Origin of the sequence: Novosphingobium sp., assembly GCF_019748365.1 — a bacterium.
GTDB lineage: Bacteria > Pseudomonadota > Alphaproteobacteria > Sphingomonadales > Sphingomonadaceae > Novosphingobium.
The window spans coordinates 17,590-36,387 of sequence record NZ_JAIEPN010000182.1 but is presented as its reverse complement, the minus strand read 5'-3'; the positions used below and the strand labels follow the sequence as shown (position 1 = coordinate 36,387).

At 66.8% G+C, this 18,798-nt stretch carries 17 protein-coding genes; 13 read left to right on the top strand and 4 right to left on the bottom strand.

From position 1 onward, the window contains the following. Positions 1 to 113: 113 nt before the first annotated feature. Genes K5Q19_RS19860 through K5Q19_RS19845 form a run of 4 tightly spaced genes read left to right on the top strand, consistent with a single transcriptional unit; the run spans position 114 to position 4,275 of the window. Positions 114 to 845, top strand: coding sequence for a VOC family protein (locus K5Q19_RS19860; protein ID WP_292948716.1), 732 nt, complete (start codon positions 114 to 116; stop codon positions 843 to 845). Then, entirely contained in the window at positions 842 to 1,681 is an 840-nt protein-coding gene (locus K5Q19_RS19855; protein ID WP_292948714.1) for a fumarylacetoacetate hydrolase family protein, read from the top strand. The genes K5Q19_RS19860 and K5Q19_RS19855 overlap by 4 nt, the downstream gene beginning before the upstream one ends. Positions 1,682 to 1,687: 6 nt before the next feature. Continuing rightward, a complete protein-coding gene (locus K5Q19_RS19850) occupies positions 1,688 to 3,148 on the top strand; it encodes a bifunctional 3-(3-hydroxy-phenyl)propionate/3-hydroxycinnamic acid hydroxylase (protein ID WP_292948713.1) in 1,461 nt (486 codons plus the stop codon). A gap of 47 nt (positions 3,149 to 3,195) precedes the next feature. Beyond that, on the top strand, positions 3,196 to 4,275 hold the full coding sequence (locus K5Q19_RS19845) for a PLP-dependent cysteine synthase family protein (protein WP_292948712.1): 1,080 nt from the start codon (positions 3,196 to 3,198) through the stop codon (positions 4,273 to 4,275). A 3-nt stretch (positions 4,276 to 4,278) separates the two neighbouring features. On the opposite strand, the gene K5Q19_RS19840 is transcribed toward K5Q19_RS19845, so the two are convergent. Continuing rightward, entirely contained in the window at positions 4,279 to 4,803 is a 525-nt protein-coding gene (locus K5Q19_RS19840) for a VOC family protein (protein WP_292948711.1), read from the bottom strand. Positions 4,804 to 4,952: 149 nt separating this feature from the next. Between K5Q19_RS19840 and K5Q19_RS19835 the strand changes: the two genes are divergently transcribed. The 9 genes from K5Q19_RS19835 to K5Q19_RS19795 all read left to right on the top strand — a co-directional run bounded on the left by K5Q19_RS19835 (position 4,953) and on the right by K5Q19_RS19795 (position 15,447). Continuing rightward, on the top strand, positions 4,953 to 5,897 hold the full coding sequence (locus K5Q19_RS19835) for an alpha/beta hydrolase (protein ID WP_292948710.1): 945 nt from the start codon (positions 4,953 to 4,955) through the stop codon (positions 5,895 to 5,897). Positions 5,898 to 6,023: 126 nt separating this feature from the next. After that, complete coding sequence (locus tag K5Q19_RS19830; protein ID WP_292948708.1) at positions 6,024 to 6,914, top strand: 3-keto-5-aminohexanoate cleavage protein; 891 nt, start codon at positions 6,024 to 6,026, stop codon at positions 6,912 to 6,914. A gap of 10 nt (positions 6,915 to 6,924) precedes the next feature. Next, positions 6,925 to 8,424, top strand: coding sequence for a carnitine 3-dehydrogenase (locus tag K5Q19_RS19825; RefSeq protein WP_292948706.1), 1,500 nt, complete (start codon positions 6,925 to 6,927; stop codon positions 8,422 to 8,424). A 33-nt stretch (positions 8,425 to 8,457) separates the two neighbouring features. Beyond that, positions 8,458 to 9,864, top strand: a complete 1,407-nt coding sequence (locus K5Q19_RS19820) for a cytosine permease (protein ID WP_292948705.1) — start codon at positions 8,458 to 8,460, stop codon at positions 9,862 to 9,864. Continuing rightward, positions 9,864 to 10,910 (top strand): alpha/beta hydrolase, encoded by a 1,047-nt coding sequence (locus K5Q19_RS19815; protein WP_292948704.1) that lies wholly within the window; start codon positions 9,864 to 9,866, stop codon positions 10,908 to 10,910. Before K5Q19_RS19820 ends, K5Q19_RS19815 begins: the two co-directional genes overlap by 1 nt. Further along, entirely contained in the window at positions 10,897 to 11,454 is a 558-nt protein-coding gene (locus K5Q19_RS19810; RefSeq protein ID WP_292948703.1) for a thioesterase family protein, read from the top strand. The genes K5Q19_RS19815 and K5Q19_RS19810 overlap by 14 nt, the downstream gene beginning before the upstream one ends. Next, positions 11,454 to 12,602: an acyl-CoA dehydrogenase family protein gene (locus K5Q19_RS19805; protein ID WP_292948702.1), complete on the top strand. Its 1,149-nt coding sequence runs from the start codon at positions 11,454 to 11,456 to the stop codon at positions 12,600 to 12,602. The genes K5Q19_RS19810 and K5Q19_RS19805 overlap by 1 nt, the downstream gene beginning before the upstream one ends. After that, positions 12,599 to 14,671, top strand: coding sequence for an acetate--CoA ligase family protein (locus K5Q19_RS19800; protein WP_292948700.1), 2,073 nt, complete (start codon positions 12,599 to 12,601; stop codon positions 14,669 to 14,671). The genes K5Q19_RS19805 and K5Q19_RS19800 overlap by 4 nt, the downstream gene beginning before the upstream one ends. Then, on the top strand, positions 14,668 to 15,447 hold the full coding sequence (locus K5Q19_RS19795; RefSeq protein WP_292948698.1) for an enoyl-CoA hydratase-related protein: 780 nt from the start codon (positions 14,668 to 14,670) through the stop codon (positions 15,445 to 15,447). Before K5Q19_RS19800 ends, K5Q19_RS19795 begins: the two co-directional genes overlap by 4 nt. Here K5Q19_RS19795 and K5Q19_RS19790 read toward each other — a convergent pair. Genes K5Q19_RS19790 through K5Q19_RS19780 form a run of 3 tightly spaced genes read right to left on the bottom strand, consistent with a single transcriptional unit; the run spans position 15,444 to position 18,773 of the window. Continuing rightward, a complete protein-coding gene (locus K5Q19_RS19790) occupies positions 15,444 to 16,679 on the bottom strand; it encodes an MFS transporter (RefSeq protein ID WP_292948696.1) in 1,236 nt (411 codons plus the stop codon). The genes K5Q19_RS19795 and K5Q19_RS19790 overlap by 4 nt on opposite strands. Continuing rightward, positions 16,669 to 17,409: an aldolase gene (locus K5Q19_RS19785; RefSeq protein WP_292948694.1), complete on the bottom strand. Its 741-nt coding sequence runs from the start codon at positions 17,407 to 17,409 to the stop codon at positions 16,669 to 16,671. Before K5Q19_RS19785 ends, K5Q19_RS19790 begins: the two co-directional genes overlap by 11 nt. Beyond that, positions 17,409 to 18,773 carry a peptide MFS transporter gene (locus K5Q19_RS19780; RefSeq protein ID WP_292948692.1) on the bottom strand — a complete coding sequence of 455 codons (1,365 nt, stop codon included), beginning with the start codon at positions 18,771 to 18,773 and terminating at the stop codon, positions 17,409 to 17,411. Before K5Q19_RS19780 ends, K5Q19_RS19785 begins: the two co-directional genes overlap by 1 nt. Between the last annotated feature and the right edge of the window lie 25 nt (positions 18,774 to 18,798).

Sequence of the window (18,798 nt, the reverse complement as noted above, 5' to 3'; positions counted from 1 at the left end):
TGGGGCTTTTTATTCAACCCAACTGGCCCCTTTTTAAACCGGTGCCTGGCCCGTTTTTATCCCGGTGTTGACAGCCGGTCGAAGCCCTGCAGGAACCCGGCGGCGGGCATATCGTGCGGCTGGTCGATCCGGACGGCTACCGCGTCGAGGTCGTGACGGGGCAGGAGGTCCGCGCCCCCGCCCTTCCCTTCACCGATCCGCCGCGCAACACCGCGGCTGCCAAGCCCCGCACGCGCGCGCCGGTGCGACTGGCAAGCGCCCCGGCCCATATCCAGCGCATCGGCCACGCCGTCCTGCGGGTGCGCGACTTTCGCAGGTCCGAAGCCTGGTACAAGGCGCGCTTCGGGCTGCTCACCTCGGACGAGGTCGAAGCGGCCAGGGACGTGCCGCTGGGCGCATTTCTGCGCTGTGATCGCGGCGACGTCCCCAGCGATCACCACACGCTGTTCCTTGCGCAGCTGCCCGGCCCGCCCGGCCTGCTCCACGCGGCGTTCGAAATCGCCAACCTTGATGATCTGATGCTCGGCCACCAGCACCTCAAGGCCGCAGGTCGCAAGCCTGCCTGGGGCGTGGGCCGCCACATCATGGGCAGCCAGATTTTCGACTACTGGCTCGATCCATTTGGCAATGAGCTCGAACACTGGACCGACGGCGACCTGTTCACCGCCGACGATCCGCCGCAGAAGCAGACCATGCAGGCACTGCTGGCGGTCCAATGGGGAACGCCGCATCCCATGCTGGCTGGCCGACTTGCTCCGCCTGCGGGCCTGATCGCTTTCATCATGGCCCTGCGCCTCCGTGTCCTCCGCCTCTTCCGCCGCAAACCCGAAGGAACCTCCGCATGAAGCTCGCCACTTATACCGCCGAAGGCCGCACCCGCACCGGGATCGTCGTGGGCGACCGGATCATCGACACCGGCATCGACGGCACGATGATCGACCTGATCCGCGATTGGGACGCGCTGAAGGATGGCCTCGCCGCAAGGGCGGCAGCGGGTGACGGCGTTCCCCTTGCCGATGTGACGCTGGAGGCGCCTGTTCAACGTCCGGGCAAGATATTTGCCATCGGCCTCAACTATGCCGATCATATCGCTGAATCCAATATGAAAACGCCCGAACGGCAGGTGTGGTTCACCAAGGCGCAGACAAGCGTGAACGCGCCCTTTGCCGGCATCGAAATCGCCAAGGGCCAGATGACCACGGACTACGAGGTCGAACTCGTCGCGGTCATCGGCAAGGGCGGCAAACATGTCTCCGCTGACGATGCCGCCGCTGCGATCTTCGGCTATTGCATCGGCAACGATGTGACCGAGCGCCTTTGGCAGCACGCCTCGCCACAGTGGTCGCTGGGCAAGAGCTTCGATACCCACGCCCCCATGGGCCCGTGGATCGTCACCGCCGATGAAGTGGGCGATCCTCACGAGCTTGGCCTGCGCTGTTTCGTGAATGGCGAAAAGCGGCAGGATTCCAATACGTCGCACCTTGTTTTCAACATCTGGCAACAAGTCGAGCATCTCTCCGTCGGCATGACGCTGGAGCCGGGCGACTGCCTGTTCACCGGCACTCCGGGCGGCGTCGGCGCGGCGATGGATCCGCGCCAGTTCCTGAAAGCCGGCGATGTTGTGCGCTGCGAGATCGACAAGCTGGGCCATATCGAGGCCACCATGATCGCCGAGGGCTGACGGGACGTGACCTTCGATTGCGACGTCCTGATCGCGGGCGGCGGGCCAACCGGCGTCACGCTGGCGATCCTGCTTGCGCGCCGCGGGGTGAAGGTGATCGTCGCCGAAAAGGAGGGGGAGATCTACCCCCTCCCCCGCGCCGCGCATATCGACCACGAAGGCATGCGCATCCTGCAGGAAGCGGGCGCCGCCGATGCCGTCATGGCGACCTGCCGCCGCGCCTCGCGCTATGAATTCCGCAACGCGCGCGGCGAAGTGCTGCTGTGCTTCGAAGGTTCGGACCGCATCGGCCCCGGCGGCTGGCCCGGTGCCAACATGATCCACCAACCCTCGGTCGAGCGCGCACTGCGAACCAGCCTCGCCGCGTGCCCGGAGGCGGCGTTCCACGGCGGCTGGGAACTCGGCGCCTTTGCCGAGGATGCAGAGGGCGTGATGGCCGAGATCGCCACACCGGAAGGCCCGCGCACGATCCGCACCCGCTGGCTCATCGGCGCAGACGGCGCGCGCTCGCCGGTGCGCAAGGCGCTGGGTATCGCCTTCGACGATCTCGATTTCGAGGAGCCCTGGCTGGTGGTCGACGTGCTGGTAGACGATCCCTCGCGTCTGCCCACCGCCAATCTCCAGATCTGCGACCCGAAGCGCCCCACCACCTGCGTGCTGATGGGCGAAGGGCGGCATCGCTGGGAATTCATGATCCTGCCCGGCGAAACGGCGGAGCAGGTGAGCGAGGATGCCTTCATCGCCCGGCTGATGAAGCCATGGAATGTCGAAGGCGCGGTGCGGATCGAGCGCAAGGCCGTCTATACCTTCCGCGCGCGCATTGCCCGAACATGGCGCCGGGGCCGCGTCTGTCTCGCCGGCGACGCTGCGCATCAGACCCCGCCCTTTGCCGGGCAAGGCATGTGTTCGGGTCTGCGCGATGCGGCGAACCTTGCTTGGAAGCTGGCCGCCGTCATCCGCGAGGGCGCGCCGGAAAGCCTGCTCGACACTTACCAGCCTGAACGCGAGCCCAACTTGCGCGCTACCATCGCGATGGCGATCATGATGGGCCGCATGGTCTGCACCACCAGCCGCTGGGGCGCCTTCCTGCGTGATACGAAAATGCGCATCGGCCGCGCGCTGGGCAAGCTGCCGTCCACGCCGCCCGCCTATCCGCCGATCTCGGACGGGGCGATCCTCGCGGGCAGTGCCGCGGCTGGCAGCTACTTCCCGCAAGCCATTGCGGACGACGGCACCAAGCTCGACGACCGGCTGGGCAATGCCGCCTGGCTGATCAGCCGCAATGAACTCGCCGGAGAGGCCCTCACCCCTTTCGCGGCCGTGCTGACCGACTGGCTCGACCGGCACGGGGCCGAGGCCGTGCTCGTGCGGCCAGACCGCCATGTCTTCGGCACCGGCACGCCCGATGCGCTGCGCGCCGCATGGATGGCCGCCACCGGCCTTGAGCCGCCCCCACTCCTCGCCTAAGTCCCTCGCCCAAGCCACCCGCGCTGAAACAGGCAGAAGGACCGAGAATGAACGCCCCGCCGATGCCGCAACCATGGGTCCACTGGGCCATCGGCCGCATCGAGGCGGACTACGCGCGCTCGGCCGATACGCACTTGCTCCCCGTGCCGCTGCCGGCGCTGCCGGGCATCGCGATCTACCTCAAGGACGAGAGCAGCCACCCGACCGGCAGCCTCAAGCACCGCCTCGCCCGTTCGCTGTTTCTCCACGCGCTTTGCAGCGGCTGGATCGGGCCCGATACCACAGTGGTCGAGGCTTCCTCCGGCTCTACCGCCGTCTCCGAAGCCTATTTCGCGCGCATGCTCGGCCTGCCCTTCGTCGCCGTGATCCCGGAGCGTACAGCGCGGGAAAAGATCGCCGCGATCGAGGCGCTGGGGGGCACTTGCCATCCCGTCACCGACCCCGGCACCGTCCACGCCGTTGCCGCGCGCATCGCGGCGGAATGCGGCGGGCATCACATGGACCAGTTCACCTTCGCCGAACGCGCGACCGACTGGCGCGGCAACAACAACATCGCCGAGAGCATCTTCACCCAGATGCGCCGCGAGCCGCATCCCGTGCCGACATGGATCGTCTGCGGCGCGGGCACCGGCGGCACGTCAGCCACCATCGGGCGCTTCCTGCGCTACTATCGCCACTCCACCCGCCTGTGCCTTGCCGATCCGGCATCGTCCGCGTTCCACCGCCACTGGCATGACCGCGCGCAGAACGCCGGCAGTGGCGAGCCCTGCCATATCGAAGGCATCGGCCGCCCCCGCGTCGAAGCCTCGTTCGTGCCCAGCGTGATCGACCGCGCCGAAGTGGTGCGCGACAGCGCATCCATCGGCGCAGCGCGCGCGCTTTCGCGCCATCTCGGGCGGCGCGTCGGCGGCTCCACCGGCACCAACCTCGTCGCCTGCGCGCGTATCGCCAGCGAAATGGCCGCGCGCGGCGAAGACGGCGCCATTGTCTCGATCCTGTGCGATTCCGGCGAGCGCTATGCCTCCACGCTCTACAGCGACGAATGGCTGGAGGCGCAGGGCCTTGACGTCAGCGCCGATGAAGCCCGCATGGCCCGCTTTCTCGGCGAAGGTTGCTGGCAGGCGTAGCCTCTACCAGGGGATGATGAGCTGCTTGCCGTCCCAGTTTTCGGACTCATGGCGGGCCCGCGCATACATGCCGCGAATGATCTCGCTCTCGGGATAGAGCTCGATCATGTGGCCCATGCTCGCCCGCGCATCGATATAGCAGATCTGCGCGCCGAAGCTGACGATGAACTCGCTCGCCACCGGCATTCCCGCCGCGACATAGCGGTCACGCGTTCCCTCATAGTCCTCGCAGAACATCGCCATGTGGTGGATGCCCTGCTGGCCATCAGGATACATGTCGTGGAAGGCGCTCGGCCCGGTGGAGACCAGCTCCACCAGCTCGATATTGAGGTCGCCGCTCTGCACGAAGACGCCGCGGATGCGGATCGGCTCTGCCGGCTGGCCGCGATAGACATGGTCCGAGAGCACGCCCTGCCCGCCGCCGATGAACGGCCCCATGCCGAACAGCCGGTTATAACGCGCACAGGCCGCCTCGAGATTGTCCACCACGTGGCAGACCTGGATGAACGCTCCGCTTGGCACTTTCATGGCATCCCCCTCTTTTTCCCGGTCAAAGCCTGACACGCATCGCCGAGTCCGTCCATGCCGCGCGCGCCGCAGTTTGCCCTTGCCGAGCGGCCAGCGCCCCGCAATGAAGAGGCCGAGAGCGCAAAGCCCATCACACGAGGATGCCGCCCATGAACACCCGCCATCTGGTCGATCCGGATTTCCTGCCGCTGATCGATCTGCTGCCAGGCAACGACTTCACGCGCGAGGCCCTGCCCACGATCCGCATCGAATCCGAAAGCCGCTTCGCCTTCGTCGGCGCGCCGCCCATCGCGGCCGAGATCAAGGTGATCGAGGGCGACGGCGGACCGCTCGAGGTATACTGGTACGATCCCGCCCCCGGCAGCCGGAACCGCCCGGCCCTGCTCCATATCCACGGCGGCGGCATGGTGATCGGCTCCGCGCGCTCGATGCAGCAGGCGCCTTCGGGCATTGCGGCGGCGCTGGGCATTCCGGTTGCTTCGGTCGAATACCGCCTCGCGCCCGAGCACCCCTTCCCCGCCCCGCAGAACGATTGCTACGCCGCGCTGAAGTGGTTGGCAGCTAGCGCGGATGTGCTCGGCATCGATGCCGCGTGGATCGGCATCACCGGCGAAAGCGCAGGTGGCGGCCTTGCCGCGGCGACAGCGCTGATGGCGCGCGATCTTGGCGGGCCAGCACTCGCCGCGCAGATCCTCACTTATCCCATGCTCGATCACCGCACGGGCGGCGATGCCTGCCCGCATGGCAACCCGATCACCGGCGAATTCGTCTGGACCCGTGCGCACAACCGGTTCGGCTGGGAATGCCTGCGGGGCGATTACGCCGCCGATGATGCGCACAAGGGCTGGTTCTCGCCATCGCTGGCCGAAGACCTTTCGGGCCTCCCGCCAACATGGATCGGCACCGGCAGCCTCGACCTGTTTCTCGACGAGGACCTCGATTACGCGCTGCGCCTGGTGAAAGCAGGCGTGCCGGTCGAGCTCCACTCCTATCCCGGCGCGATCCACGCCTTCAACGCGGTGACCGAAGCCGCCACGGCCAAGGCGTTCACGCGCGATCTGCTCGGCGCTATCGCGCGGATGCTGCGGGTATGAGCTGCGCTGTGCGGCACCATTAGGATTACTGGGGCTGGCCCCGATTCTCCGGCATCCGCACAATTCGGCATTCCAATCCGGCCCGTCCCCATTAAGCTCTGAGGCAAAGGCCGAGAGGGATCCTGCATGAATTTCGAGACGTTCATCACCTGCGCCGTGACCGGCTCGGGCAACACGGCAGACAAGCATCCGGGCCTGCCGATCACGCCTGCGCAGATCGCCGATGCCGCGATCGAGGCGGCCAAGGCCGGCGCCGCCATCGCCCATATCCACGTGCGCGATCCTGAAACGGGCAAGGGCAGCCGCGATGTCGCTCTCTACCGCGAAGTGGTCGAACGCATTCGCGCGTCTGACACCGACGTCGTGATCAACCTCACCGCCGGCATGGGCGGCGATATCGTGTTCGGCCCGGGCGAAAACCCCTTCCCGCTCGATCCCGCCGGCACCGACATGGTCGGCCCGATGGAGCGTCTGCTGCACGTGCAGGAACTCCTGCCCGAAATCTGCACGCTCGATTGCGGCACAATGAACTTTGCCGAAGCCGATTACGTGATGACCAACACACCCGGCATGCTGCGCACCATGGCCGCCGAAGTGCAGCGCCTCGGCGTCCGGCCCGAACTCGAAGTGTTCGATACGGGGCACCTCGTCTTCGTGAAGGAAATGATCCGCGATGGGCTGCTCGATGATCCGGTGATGATCCAGCTGTGCATGGGCATCCCCTATGGCGCGCCCGATGATCCGCTGACCACGATGGCGATGGTCCATCAGCTGCCACCGGGCGCCGTGTTCAGCGGCTTTTCCATCGGCCGCAACCAGCTGCCTTTCGTCGCCATGGCGGCACTCGCGGGCGGCAACGTGCGCGTGGGGCTGGAGGACAATCTCTATCTCGGCCGCGGCCAGCTTGCCACCAATGGGCAACTCACCGAACGCGCGGTGCAGATCCTCACCGGCATGGGCGCGCGCATCCTGACACCGGCCGAAGTGCGCACCAAACTGAAGCTTCAGAAGCGCTGAAAGACTGACCATGACCTCAGACATCCGCCCAGAACTCCGCAGGGTCGGCATCGTCGGCGGCGGCGTGATCGGCGCCGGCTGGGCCGCGCGCTTCGTGCTCAATGGCATCGACGTTTCGATCTACGATCCCGATCCCGAGATCGAGCGCAAGACGGCCGCCGTGATCGCCAACGCCCGCCGTGCGCTCACGCGGCTGTTCGGCAATGCGCTCCCGCCGGAAGGCACCATCACTTTCGCAAAGAGCCTGCAGGACGCAGTGCGAGAGGCTGATTTCATTCAGGAAAGCCTGCCTGAGCGGGAAGACCTCAAAATCCGCCTGCTCGCCGAAATGGACGCGGCGATGCCCGCCCATGCCGTGATCGGCTCTTCCACTTCAGGCCTGCTGCCAACGAAGCTGCAGTCCGGCATGGCGCGGCCGGACCGGCTCGTCGTCGGCCACCCGTTCAACCCGGTCTATCTCCTCCCGCTCGTCGAAATCTGCGGCGGGGACCAGACCAGCCAGCAGACCAAGGACATCGCCGCTGCGGTCTACACGCGGATCGGCATGAAGGTGCTCCATGTCCGCAAGGAGATCGACGGCTTCATCGCCGACCGCTTGCTCGAAGCGGTCTGGCGCGAGGCGCTGTGGCTGATCAACGACGGGATCGCGACCGCTTCCGAAATCGACGATGCGGTGCGCTTCGGCGCAGGGATGCGCTGGTCGTTCATGGGCACCTTCCTCGTCTACCGCCTCGCGGGCGGCGAGGAAGGGATGCGCCATTTCCTCCACCAGTTCGGCCCTTCGATGGAATGGCCGTGGACCAAGCTGATCGGCCCCAAGCTGACCGACGAGCTGATCGAGACGATCGCCCGCCAATCGGACGAACAGGCCGGCGGGATCGACTTGCGCACTTACGAGAAGCTGCGCGACGATTGCCTTGTCGACCTGACCCATGCGCTGGAGCGCAACGACTTTGCCTCCGGCCAGATCGCCCGCGCGCACCGGGCGCGGCTGGCGCAAGCGGGCAAGGGCGCGGCCCCTGCCATCGGCTCGGTCCTCGATGACGGGCGGATGCTCACCATCGAGAGCCCGGTCCAGCCCGAATGGATCGACTACAACCAGCACCTCACCGAGTATTGCTACCTCAAGCTGTTCGGCGATGGCACCGATGTCGTCCTCGCCGCCATCGGCGCAGGCGCGGACTACGTCGCGGCTGGCCATTCTTGGTATACGGTCGAGACGCATATCCGCCACCTCGGGCAGGCCCGGCTGGGTGACAGCGTCGAAGTGCGCACCCGCGTGCTCGCCTGCGATGGCAAGCGACTGCACCTCTTCCACGAAATGGTGCGCGGCCCTGAAGCCGTTGTGATCGCGACGGCAGAACACATGCTGGTCCATGTCGATGCAGCAGCGGAAAAGTCCGCCCCCGCGCCCGATGCCATGCACAAGGCCGCCATTGTCCTCGTCGCGGGGCAGGCACACTTGCCTGCGCCGGAAGGCGTGGGCCGTCAGATCAGAATGCCGGGTTAGCCAAAGCAGGCGCAAGGGGGAGACGCATACCGCATGGCCTTGGTTGAAACGCGCTCGATCGATTACGTTCCTCTCGCCGAACGGCGCGGCAAGGTGCACCATCTCTGGCCGGTCTGGTTCATGGGCGATGCGCACCTCGCAACGCTGGCGACGGGTGCGATCAGCGTGGTTGGCGGGCTCGACCTGTTCTGGTCCAGCCTCGCTGTCATCGGCGGCTGCGCGCTCGGCACGGTGCTGATGGCGCTCCACTGCACGCAAGGGCCGCACCTTGGCCTGCCGCAGATGATCCAGTCGCGCCCGCAGTTCGGCTATATCGGCGCGCTGCTGGTGTGGATCGTCGCGCTGTTCACCTACATCGGCTTCAACGCGCTCAACCAGTCGCTCGCGGCGAGCACGCTGAAGGAGCTTGTCGGCCTGCCTGAAGCGCCCGCGATCATCGGTTTCGGCCTTCTTGCCGCGCTGGTGGCGGGGATCGGCTATGACGTCATCCACCAGACCCAGCGCGTGCTTGCCTATATCATGCTGGCCGCGCTTGCGGTCTACACCGTGGGTTTCTTCACCGCCTTCGATCTCGGCGCACTTCTCCAGCCCGGCGAATTCAAGCTCACGCTGTTCCTCGTGCAGTTCTTCGCCGCCGCCGGCTACCAGCTCAGCTGGTCGATCTATGTCTCTGACTATTCGCGCTATCTCCCCCGCGAAGTGGGCATCAAGTCCGCCTTCCTGTGGACCTTCTGCGGTGCCTTCATCGGCGGCACCTGGATGATGCTGGTGGGTGCCTTTGCGGGCGCGACTTTCACCGATCCCGATATCGTCGTCGCCTTGCGCCGCAGTGCGGATGCCATGTTCGGCGGGTTCGGCTGGCTCATGCTGGTGAGCAGCTTCTTCGGCCTTATCACCATCACCTCGCTCAATCTCTACGGCTCCTCGCTCACCCTGCTCAGCGTGATCGACAGTGTGCGCCCGATCCCGCTCGGAGCGCGCGCGCGGCTCGCGTCGCTCGTTGTCTGCCTGATCGCTTCGCTGTCGCTCTCGCTGGGTACGGGCGGCAATGTCATGCACCAGTTCGAGGCCTTCCTCGGCGTGCTGGTCTACCTCTTCACGCCTTGGACCGCGATAAACCTGGCGGACTTCTTCTTCGTGCGGAAGGGCCGCTATTCGATCCGCGCGATGTTCATGGCAGAGGGCATCTACGGCCGCTGGAACTGGCGCGGCCTCACCGCCTATGCGGCAGGTTTCGTCGCGATGATCCCCTTCTTCAAGACCGAGCTCTACGTCGGCCCGGTCGCGCGGGCGCTTGGCGGGGCGGATATCTCGATGCTGATCGGCCTGCCGGTCTCCGCCGCGATCTATGTCCTGCTTTGTCGCAGCATGGATCTTGCCGGCGAACTCGCGCAGATCCCGGCGCTTGATCGCAATCTGGAAACGGAGCCGGTGCGGTGATGCGGCGGCTTCTGGCGCTGGCCCTGCTCGCGCTGGCCATTCCGGCCTATGCGCAGCCCATCGCTTTTCCGGAGAGGTTCGATCCGATCGGCACCCCGGTGCAGAGCCTCAAGACGCGCGAAGGCCGCACGGTCCATTATACCGATACCGGCGAGCCCGGCTGGCAGGCGATGCTGTTTATCGGCGGGGTCGGCACCAGCGCCCGCGCGCCCGAACTGGTCGCCTTCCTCGATACCATGCGCCGCCGCCTCAAGGTGAGGATCCTCGCGGTCGAGCGCAACGGCCTTGGCGATACCTCCTTCGATCCGACGTGGACATTTGCCGACTACACGAGCGAAGTGCAGCAAGTGCTGGCGCATCTCGGCATCGGCAAGTTCGCTCTCGTCGCCATCTCGGGCGGCGGCGCTTATGCAGGCCATATCGCTGCCGCCATGCCCGGGCGCATCACCTCGTGGCACATGCTCGCCGCCATCGCCTCGGTTCCCGCGGCCAATCCCGTCTGCACCGCCGATCCCGCCGCGCTCGAGGCCATGCTTGCCAAGCAAGTCGGCGCCCCGCGCGAATTCTGGGCCATGCCACCGGACGGCGTCGCCGCGCATGTCCCCGGTTTTGCCGACCGCGCCGCGGATGAAGGCGCCCATGCCTACTTCATCGCCGGACAGCACGGCGATGCCCGCGCCGTCGCCCGCGAGTACCGCCGCTTCTGCGATGCGCCCGCGCCGGTCGCCGCCTTTCCCGCCCCTTCGTTCTTCACCTATGGCGAGGCGGACAAGCTGGTGCCCCCGGCGCAGGGCGAATACTGGGCGGGCAAGGTGGCGGGCAAAGTCACCTTCCGCCGCTATCCCGGCGAGGGCCACGACGTGCAGTATCGCCACTGGGACCAGCTCCTGCTCGATGTCTCCGGCCATGGCGGCAGCACTTTGGTGTGCAAGCGCGGCCGGGCGCAGCTCGTCCCCGGCGTGCTCGATCCCGCCCGCCTGCCCAAGGGCACTACACTCGGCCTCTGCGCCTGGACAGCCAAGGAGCCCAGCCATGCAGGACAGTGAACCCCACGGCCTCACCACCCCGCTCGAAGGCGTGGCCGCAGACCCGTTCAAACCCGGCGAGGTGATCCCCGCTCCCTTGCGCCTGATCCGCCCGACCGTCCCGCGCGAATGGGTCGATTACAACGGGCACATGAGCGAGAGCTGCTACCTCCTCGTCTTCGGTGACCAGTCCGACGCCTTCTTCCGCAAGATCGGCATCGATGAAGCCTACCGCGCGGGCGGCCATTCGCTGTTCACCGTGCAGACGATGATCTTCAACCTCGCCGAAGCGCACCTCGGCGATCCGCTCGATCTGGCGCTCCAGCTGATCGATGCGGACGACAAACGCCTGCATATCTTCCACACCATGCACCACGGCGAGACGGGCGAACTGCTGGCCACCGGCGAGCAGATGCTGGTGCATGTCGATATGAACGCGGGCAAGTCCGCCCCCATGCCGCCGGACCTTTACGCGCGGGTGCATGCGGTGCTCGCCGCCCACGCCGGGCTCGAACGCCCTGCACAAGCGGGTCGCTCCATCGGAATCAAACGGGACAAGAAGTAATGCATTTCGAACTTTCCTCCGAACAGCAGATGCTGGTCGAAACGGTCCGCCGCTTTGTCGAGACCGAACTCTATCCGCACGAAAAGCTGGTCGAGGACACCGACGAAGTACCCGCCGAGCTTGCCGAAGAGATCCGCCGCAAGTCGAAGGAACTCGGCCTCTACGCCGTCAACATGCCTGCCGAGCTTGGCGGCGGCGGCCTCGGCACCTTCGATACCACGCTGATGGAGCGCGAACTCGGCCGCGCCAGCTACGGCCTGCAAATGATGATCGCGCGCCCCAGCAATATCCTGCGCGGGTGCACCGGCAACCAGATCGAGGACTATCTCCTCCCCACCATCCGCGGCGAACGCCACGATTGCCTCGCCATGACCGAGCCCGACGCCGGGTCCGACGTCCGCTCGATGCGCACCTTTGCGCGCCGGGACGGCAGCGATTTCGTGATCAACGGCACCAAGCACTTCATCAGTCATGCCGATGTCGCCGATTTCGTGATCCTTTGCGCGGCCACCGGCGAAGCGGGCGGCAAGAAGACGATCAGCTGCTTCCTCGTCGATTTTGATACCCCAGGCCTAACCCGCCGCCGCGGCCCCAAATGCGTCTCGCACCGCGGCTATCACCAGTGCGAGCTGATCTTCGAGGATTGCCGCGTCCCCGCGTCCGCGCTTCTGGGCGAACTCGACAAGGGCTTCGAGTTGATGGGCCAGTGGCTCGGCTCGACCCGCCTGCAAGTTGCCACCACCTCGGTCGGACGCGGCCAGCGCGTGCTGGAGATGGCGACGCAGTGGGCCGCCACGCGCAAGCAGTTCGGCCAGACCATCGGCAAGTTTCAGGGCACCGGCTTCAAGCTGGCCGACATGAAGATCGAGCTGGAAGCCGCTGAATTGCTGACGTTTCGTGCGGCATGGAAGGACGATCAGGGCACGATGACCGATACCGATGCGGCCATGGCCAAGCTGTTTGCCTCCGAAGCCCTCGCCCGCGTGACGGACAATGCGCTCCAGATCTTCGGCGGCATGGGCCTGATGGATGAACTGCCCATCGAACGCTTCTGGCGCGATGCACGGGTGGAACGCATCTGGGACGGCACCAGCGAAATCCAGCGCCACATCATCAGCCGCGCGCTGCTGCGCCCGCTGGAGGCATGACCGCCAACAGACTTGCCCGCCTGCTGCGCCCGCGCAGTCTGGCAATCGTCGGCGGCAAGGCAGCCGAGGAAGCCGCACGCCAGTGCCGCGCGCTGGGCTTTGCCGGGCCAATCTGGCCGGTAAACCCGAAGCGCGCGGAGATGGCGGGCCTGCCCTGTTTCCCCGATATGGCCGCGCTGCCAGAGGCGCCCGATGCTGTCTTCATCGCCGCCCCCGCCCCCGCCACCATCGCGCTGGCCGGCGAGCTGACCGGCGCAGGCGGCGCGATCTGCTACGCGGCGGACTTCGCCGAAATCGGACCCGAGGGACAGGCCCGGCAGACCGCACTTCTGGAGGCCGCACAGGGCGTCCCGCTGATCGGCCCCAATTGCTACGGCATGCTCAACCTGTTCGACCGCGTGGCACTCTGGCCCGACCAGCACGGCTGCCTGCCCATCGACAGCGGAAAAGGCGTCGCCATCGTCAGCCAGAGCGGCAACCTCGCGCTCAATCTCACCATGCAGGCGCGCGCCCTGCCCATCGGCTATGTCATCTCGGTCGGCAATTGCGCGGACGTTACGCCCGCCGACCTGATCGAAGCCCTGATCGCAGACGAACGCGTCAGCGCCATCGGCCTCCACCTCGAAGGTCTCGGCTCGGTCGCACGCTTCTCCGAGGCCTGCCTTGCCGCACGCGCGGCAGGCGTGCCCATTGTCGCGCTCAAGACCGGCGCCTCGGCCAAGGGCGCGGCGCTCACCATGTCGCACACCAGCTCGCTCGCCGGGGCCGATGCCCTCGTCGACGCCTTGTTTGCCCGCTACGGGATCGCCCGCGCGCACGATCCCGCGACTTTCCTCGAAACGCTAAAGCTCCTCCACGTGGCAGGCCCCTTGCGCGGCCGCCGCATCACCAGCGCTAGCTGCTCGGGCGGCGAAGCCTCGCTGACTGCCGATCTGGCCGAGGCGGCAGGCCTCGAGACGCCGGACTTCCCCCCCGCCACCCAGGCCGCGCTCGAACAAGTCCTCGGGCAGCGCGTGCATGTCGCGAACCCGCTCGACTATCACACCTACATCTGGGGCGATCTCGCCGCGACGACGGCGTGCTTTGGCGCGATGCTCGGCGCGGATTTCGAAGCCTCGCTGCTGATCCTCGATTTCCCCCGCGCTGACCGCTGCTTGGCTGCCGATTGGGACGTCACGCTCGCCGCCTTCCGCACGGCCTGTGCCCTGCCCGCGACATCCGGAACGGTTCGCATCGTCGTCAGTTCGCTGGCCGAAACGATGCCCGAAGCGGTTGCCACAGCGCTGCTGGCCGATGGCATCGTCCCGGCCGGCGGTCTTGCCGAGGCCCTGCGCGCCATCGCCGCCGCCGCCGGCATCGGCGAGGCATGGGCGAGGCCAGCGGCGAACGCCCTGCCCGAGATGCCGTCGGCGCTGCCCGGTGAACCTGCCCTGTGGGATGAAGTCCGCAGCAAGGCCACACTCGCCATCGCCGGCGTTCCCGTCGCGCGCGGCAGAGTCCTCCGCCTTGCCGAACTGGAAGATGCGGCAACCGTACTTCCGGCACCATTCCCGTTGGTTCTCAAGGCCGCCGGCGCCAATCTTGCGCACAAGACCGAACTGGGCGGTGTCGCCTTGAACCTCGCCAGCCGCCCGGCCCTGCTCACCGCCGCCGAGGGCATGAGCGGCCTTTCGGACCGCTTCCTGATCGAGGAAATGGTCGGCGGCGCCGTGGCGGAGCTGATCGTCGGCGTTGGCCGCGATCCGCAGTTCGGCCTGTTCCTCACCCTTGGTGCGGGCGGCGTGTTCGTCGAACTGCTGCGCCAGACGGCGCAAGTGCTCCTCCCTGCCAGCCACACCGATATCGCGGCAGCGCTCGCCGGCCTGCCGCTCCAAAAGCTGCTGGCCGGTTATCGCGGCAAGCCGGGCTGCGACATGGCCGCACTTGTCGCGGCCATCGCCGCCATCGCCGATTGGGCCATGGCCCACGCTGACCGGCTGGAGGAAATGGACGTCAATCCGCTGCTCGCGCTCCCCACCGGCGCGGTCGCCGTGGACGCGCTGATCCGCATCAGGGAGCCCCAAGCATGAGCGCCGTCAGCCATGAAAACCGCGATGGCATTCTTGTCATCACGCTCAATCGCCCCAAGGCCAATGCCATCGACGTTGCGACCAGCCTCGAACTCTACGCGGCCTTCAAGACACTGAACGACGATCCAACTCTGCGCGTCGGCGTCATCACCGGCACCGGGCGCTTCTTCTCCGCCGGCTGGGACCTCGGCGCGGCCAATGACGGCGAGGCAGTCGATGCCGATCATGGCCCCGGCGGCTTTGCGGGCCTCACCGAATACTTCAGCCTGACCAAGCCGGTGATCGCTGCGGTCAATGGCCTTGCCGTGGGCGGCGGGTTCGAACTGGCGCTGGCGGCCGACCTGATCATCGCCAGCGAGACCGTGCAGTTCTGGCTGCCTGAAGCCCAGCTCGGCATGCTCCCCGATTCCGGCGGCCTGCTGCGCCTGCCCAAGGCAATTCCGGAGCGGATCGCGCGCGAGATGATCCTGACCGGGCGGCGCATGGGTGCGGACGAGGCCGCCGCGCTGGGCCTTGCCAGCCGCGTCGTGCCGGGTGACGCGCTGATCGAGGCTGCGGTGGAACTGGCAACGATCATCGCCCGCGCGGCTCCGCTTGCGATCACCGCCGCACGCGATATCCTGCGCGAGACGGCGGGGATGGAAGTTGAAGCCGGGTACAAGCACATGCGCAGCGGCGCCATCCCCTCCTATCAGGCCATGCTGCAATCGGAGGATGCGCTCGAAGGCCCCCGCGCCTTTGCCGAAGGCCGCGCGCCGGAGTGGAAGGGCCGCTAGGCTGCATCCCAATCCACCGGCGCCACCTTCGGCAAGATCGCCAGCCAGCCCACCAGCCCGAGCACATTGACCAGCCCCGCCAGCAGGAACGCCGTGCCATAGGAGCCGCCGCCCGCGTCGATCAGCACGCCGGCAAAGAACACGCCGATGATCCCGGGCATGTTGCCCATCATGTTCTGCACCCCCACCCAGCGCGCCGCGGCGGAAGGGCCGCCCATGATCTGCGGGATCATGAAATAGGCGGGCGAGGAAAACCCGAGGAAGATCTCGTAGACGAACAGCAGCGCGATGCAGGCGCCGAGCGGCATGAACGGCATCGCCAGCATGCAGCCCAGCCCCGCCAGATGCGCCAGCGCGAGCGGGGCCTTGAGCGTCAGCGAGGGCGACCAGCCGCGCTGGATCAGCTTGTCGAACGCCCAGCCTGCGGCGAGTGCGGCTAGCGCGTTGACGAGGTAGGCGCTCGAGACGACCTCGGCCATCTGCTCCTTGGAAAAGCCGCGCTGCATTTCGAGGTACATCGGCAGGTAGCCGAGGATGAAGTACCAGTTCCAGTTGCCCGCAAAGTGCCCCAGCGAGGCCCCCCACAGCGCGCGGCGCGAAAGGATCTGGCGCATCGTCACCGCCTGCCGCGCCAGTGTCTCGGCAGGCCGGGCCTCGCGGATCTGCACCCGGCTCCACGGCAGCAGCCACAGCAGCGAAAGCGCGCCGAACAGGATGAACGTGGGCCGCCAGCCCCACCGCGCCATCAGCATGCCCCCGATCAGCGTTCCGGCGGCGGGACCGACCAGATAGCCGAACCCGATCAGCCCGTTGGCGAGCCCCATCTGCGCCTTGGGCACATTGCTCGCGATGATCTTGGAGGTGGTGGTGAAGGCCACGCTCTCACCCATGCCCAGCATCAAGCGCAGGATGAAAAGGCCGTAGAAGCCCTGCACGAACCCGGTCAGCAGCGTCGATACCGACCACAAGAGCGCGCCGAGGCCGAGAACCAGCTTGCCGCCCAGCCGGTCCGACAGCGCGCCCGCCGGCAGCTGGCAGAAGGCATAGGCAAAGTAGAACCCCGCCGCGAGTGCGCCATAGGCGGTGGCGCTGAGGTCAAGGTCAGCGCGGACCTGCGTCGCGCCCGTCGCGAGATTGCCGCGGTCGATGTAGTTGATGAACAGGCTCGTCGCCATGAGGCCAACCAGCACGAGCGGCGCAGTGGTGCGCAGTGCGCCGGCCTCATTGCGCATAGTCGGAGCCCTGCCGGTCCAGCATACGCTTCAGCGCGGCGAAATGCAGCTCGATGCGGTCGAGCCCCTCGACCTCGGCCGAGCTGGTGTATTGTTCGATGGTTGCGCCCAGCACCGGCTCACCCACCAGCCGCAGCCGCTGCCCGCTCGATTGCGCCAGGATCTGGGTCATCGCCGCGCGCTCGAAGAAATAGAGCGTGTTGAACGCCTCCGCGACGCTTTTGCCGGTGGTCACAACGCCGTGATTGCGCAGCAGCAGCACGGCCTTGTCGCCCAGCGCTGCCGCCATGCGCCGGCCCTCGCCGCTATCCAGCGCAAGGCCGGCATAATCGCAGACAGCCACCAGCCCCGCAAAACCGATTGCGTTCTGGCTGGCCATCAGGAGTTCCGGCTCCTCCACCATGCTGAGCGCGGTGGCGTAGGGCATATGCGTGTGCATCACGCAGCGCAGATCGGGCCGGGCGGCATGGAGCGGCGCGTGGATGTGGAAGGCGGTGTCTTCCACCGGCCCCTCCCCCGCCAGCTTGTTCCCCGCAAAGTCAACGACGAGGAAATCGGAGGCCCGGATCTCCGACCAGTGCAGCCCGAACGGCGCGAGGAGGAAACGATCGGTGTAGCCGGGCACCAGCAAGGTGAAGTGGTTGTCGATGCCTTCATGGTAGCCGAAATGCACTGCCAGCCGGTGGCTCGCCGCGAGGTCAACCCGCGCCTGCCACTCGGCCCCATCCATCAAGCCTTGACCTCCGGTGTGCCGTCAAGCTCGCGGATGAGCGGCTTTCTGAGCAGCAGGATCACGAACGCGCCGACCACGCCGATGGCGGCGTCCATCGTCCAGAACGCGGACGGGCTCATCGTGTCAAAGTAGCTGCCGACCCACCCCGCCGTGACATGCGCGGCGAAGGGCGAGAGGAAAGCCACGCCCATCAGTGTCGAGGCAACGCGCGGCGGCGCGGCCTTGCTGACGATCGCCATTGTGGTCGGCCAGTAATACATCCAGCCGAGGCCCATGATCAGCCAGCCCGCGATGGCCCAGAATGCGCCGACGCTGTGCTGCTCCGTCACGCCGAAGTTGGCGAAAGCGAACAGCAGCGCCGCGAAGGCAACGACCGCCGTACCGATGCCCTGCTTGGTGACATTGGCCGGCTCCTGCCCGCGCTTCGCCTGCCAGCCCCACAGCGCCACGAGGATCGGCGCGGCGAGGATCGAGCCGAACGAATCCATGCCGGCAAACCAGCTCGACGGCACTGTGCCCAGCGGGGTCGCCAGATTGACCCACTGGTCGACCCAGAGAATGCCGATACTCCAGACCATCGGGTAGGTGATTTCAGCGGGAAAGGTGAGCGCAATAACGAAGATCAGCACCGCCACCCGGCGCCGTTCGGCCGGGGTCAGCGGCGGTGCTTTCTCTTGCGCGGTCGCAACCGGCTTGAAATCGGGCAGGTGGCGCTGGCCCATGATGTAGCCCATCATCGCGACAAGCATGAGCACAGCTGCGACTGCGAACCCGGCATGAAAGCCCCAGATCGCGGCCACGAGGCCGGTCGTCACCGGGCCGCTGGCCGCGCCGATGTTGATGCCCGTCGCGAAGATCGTGTAGCCGCGCGACCGGCGCGATTCATCCTCGCGCGGGTAGAGCGTGCCAACTTGCGCCGAGATGTTCCCCTTGAGGAAGCCCGATCCCATGATCAGCAGCGCCAGCGCGATCACGAAGCTCTCGTAGAACGACATCGCCGCGTGGCCGGCGGCCATCAGCAGCACGCCGAGCAGCACGGTCCGCTTGGGGCCGAGCACCCGGTCGGCCACCCAGCCGCCGATGATCGGGGTGAAGTAGACGAGGCCCGCGTACCAGCCATAGATGATCGAGGCGAAGGCGACGTCGCTCATCGGGCCATTGAAGCTGAGGCCATGGCGCAGCCCGGCGAGGCCGAGCACCTTGTCCGCGTGCAGCGGCAGCAGTTCCTTCACCATGTAGAGCGTGAGCAGCGCCGACATCCCGTAGAACGAGAAGCGCTCCCACATTTCGGTGAAGGCGAGATAATAGACACCCTTGGGATGGCCGGCGAACTGTTCGAACTGCTGCTCTTCGGCCGCCATCACTTGACCCCACCCCGCTTTTGCC

Coding starts and splice junctions, on each gene's coding strand:
- K5Q19_RS19785 (WP_292948694.1), bottom strand. CDS start 17,409: ATGGATGGGGCCGAGTGGCAGGCGCGGGTTGACCTCGCGGCGAGCCAC.
- K5Q19_RS19835 (WP_292948710.1), top strand. CDS start 4,953: ATGAACACCCGCCATCTGGTCGATCCGGATTTCCTGCCGCTGATCGAT.
- K5Q19_RS19780 (WP_292948692.1), bottom strand. CDS start 18,773: ATGGCGGCCGAAGAGCAGCAGTTCGAACAGTTCGCCGGCCATCCCAAG.
- K5Q19_RS19820 (WP_292948705.1), top strand. CDS start 8,458: ATGGCCTTGGTTGAAACGCGCTCGATCGATTACGTTCCTCTCGCCGAA.
- K5Q19_RS19815 (WP_292948704.1), top strand. CDS start 9,864: ATGCGGCGGCTTCTGGCGCTGGCCCTGCTCGCGCTGGCCATTCCGGCC.
- K5Q19_RS19805 (WP_292948702.1), top strand. CDS start 11,454: ATGCATTTCGAACTTTCCTCCGAACAGCAGATGCTGGTCGAAACGGTC.
- K5Q19_RS19845 (WP_292948712.1), top strand. CDS start 3,196: ATGAACGCCCCGCCGATGCCGCAACCATGGGTCCACTGGGCCATCGGC.
- K5Q19_RS19795 (WP_292948698.1), top strand. CDS start 14,668: ATGAGCGCCGTCAGCCATGAAAACCGCGATGGCATTCTTGTCATCACG.
- K5Q19_RS19840 (WP_292948711.1), bottom strand. CDS start 4,803: ATGAAAGTGCCAAGCGGAGCGTTCATCCAGGTCTGCCACGTGGTGGAC.
- K5Q19_RS19825 (WP_292948706.1), top strand. CDS start 6,925: ATGACCTCAGACATCCGCCCAGAACTCCGCAGGGTCGGCATCGTCGGC.
- K5Q19_RS19800 (WP_292948700.1), top strand. CDS start 12,599: ATGACCGCCAACAGACTTGCCCGCCTGCTGCGCCCGCGCAGTCTGGCA.
- K5Q19_RS19790 (WP_292948696.1), bottom strand. CDS start 16,679: ATGCGCAATGAGGCCGGCGCACTGCGCACCACTGCGCCGCTCGTGCTG.
- K5Q19_RS19855 (WP_292948714.1), top strand. CDS start 842: ATGAAGCTCGCCACTTATACCGCCGAAGGCCGCACCCGCACCGGGATC.
- K5Q19_RS19810 (WP_292948703.1), top strand. CDS start 10,897: ATGCAGGACAGTGAACCCCACGGCCTCACCACCCCGCTCGAAGGCGTG.
- K5Q19_RS19830 (WP_292948708.1), top strand. CDS start 6,024: ATGAATTTCGAGACGTTCATCACCTGCGCCGTGACCGGCTCGGGCAAC.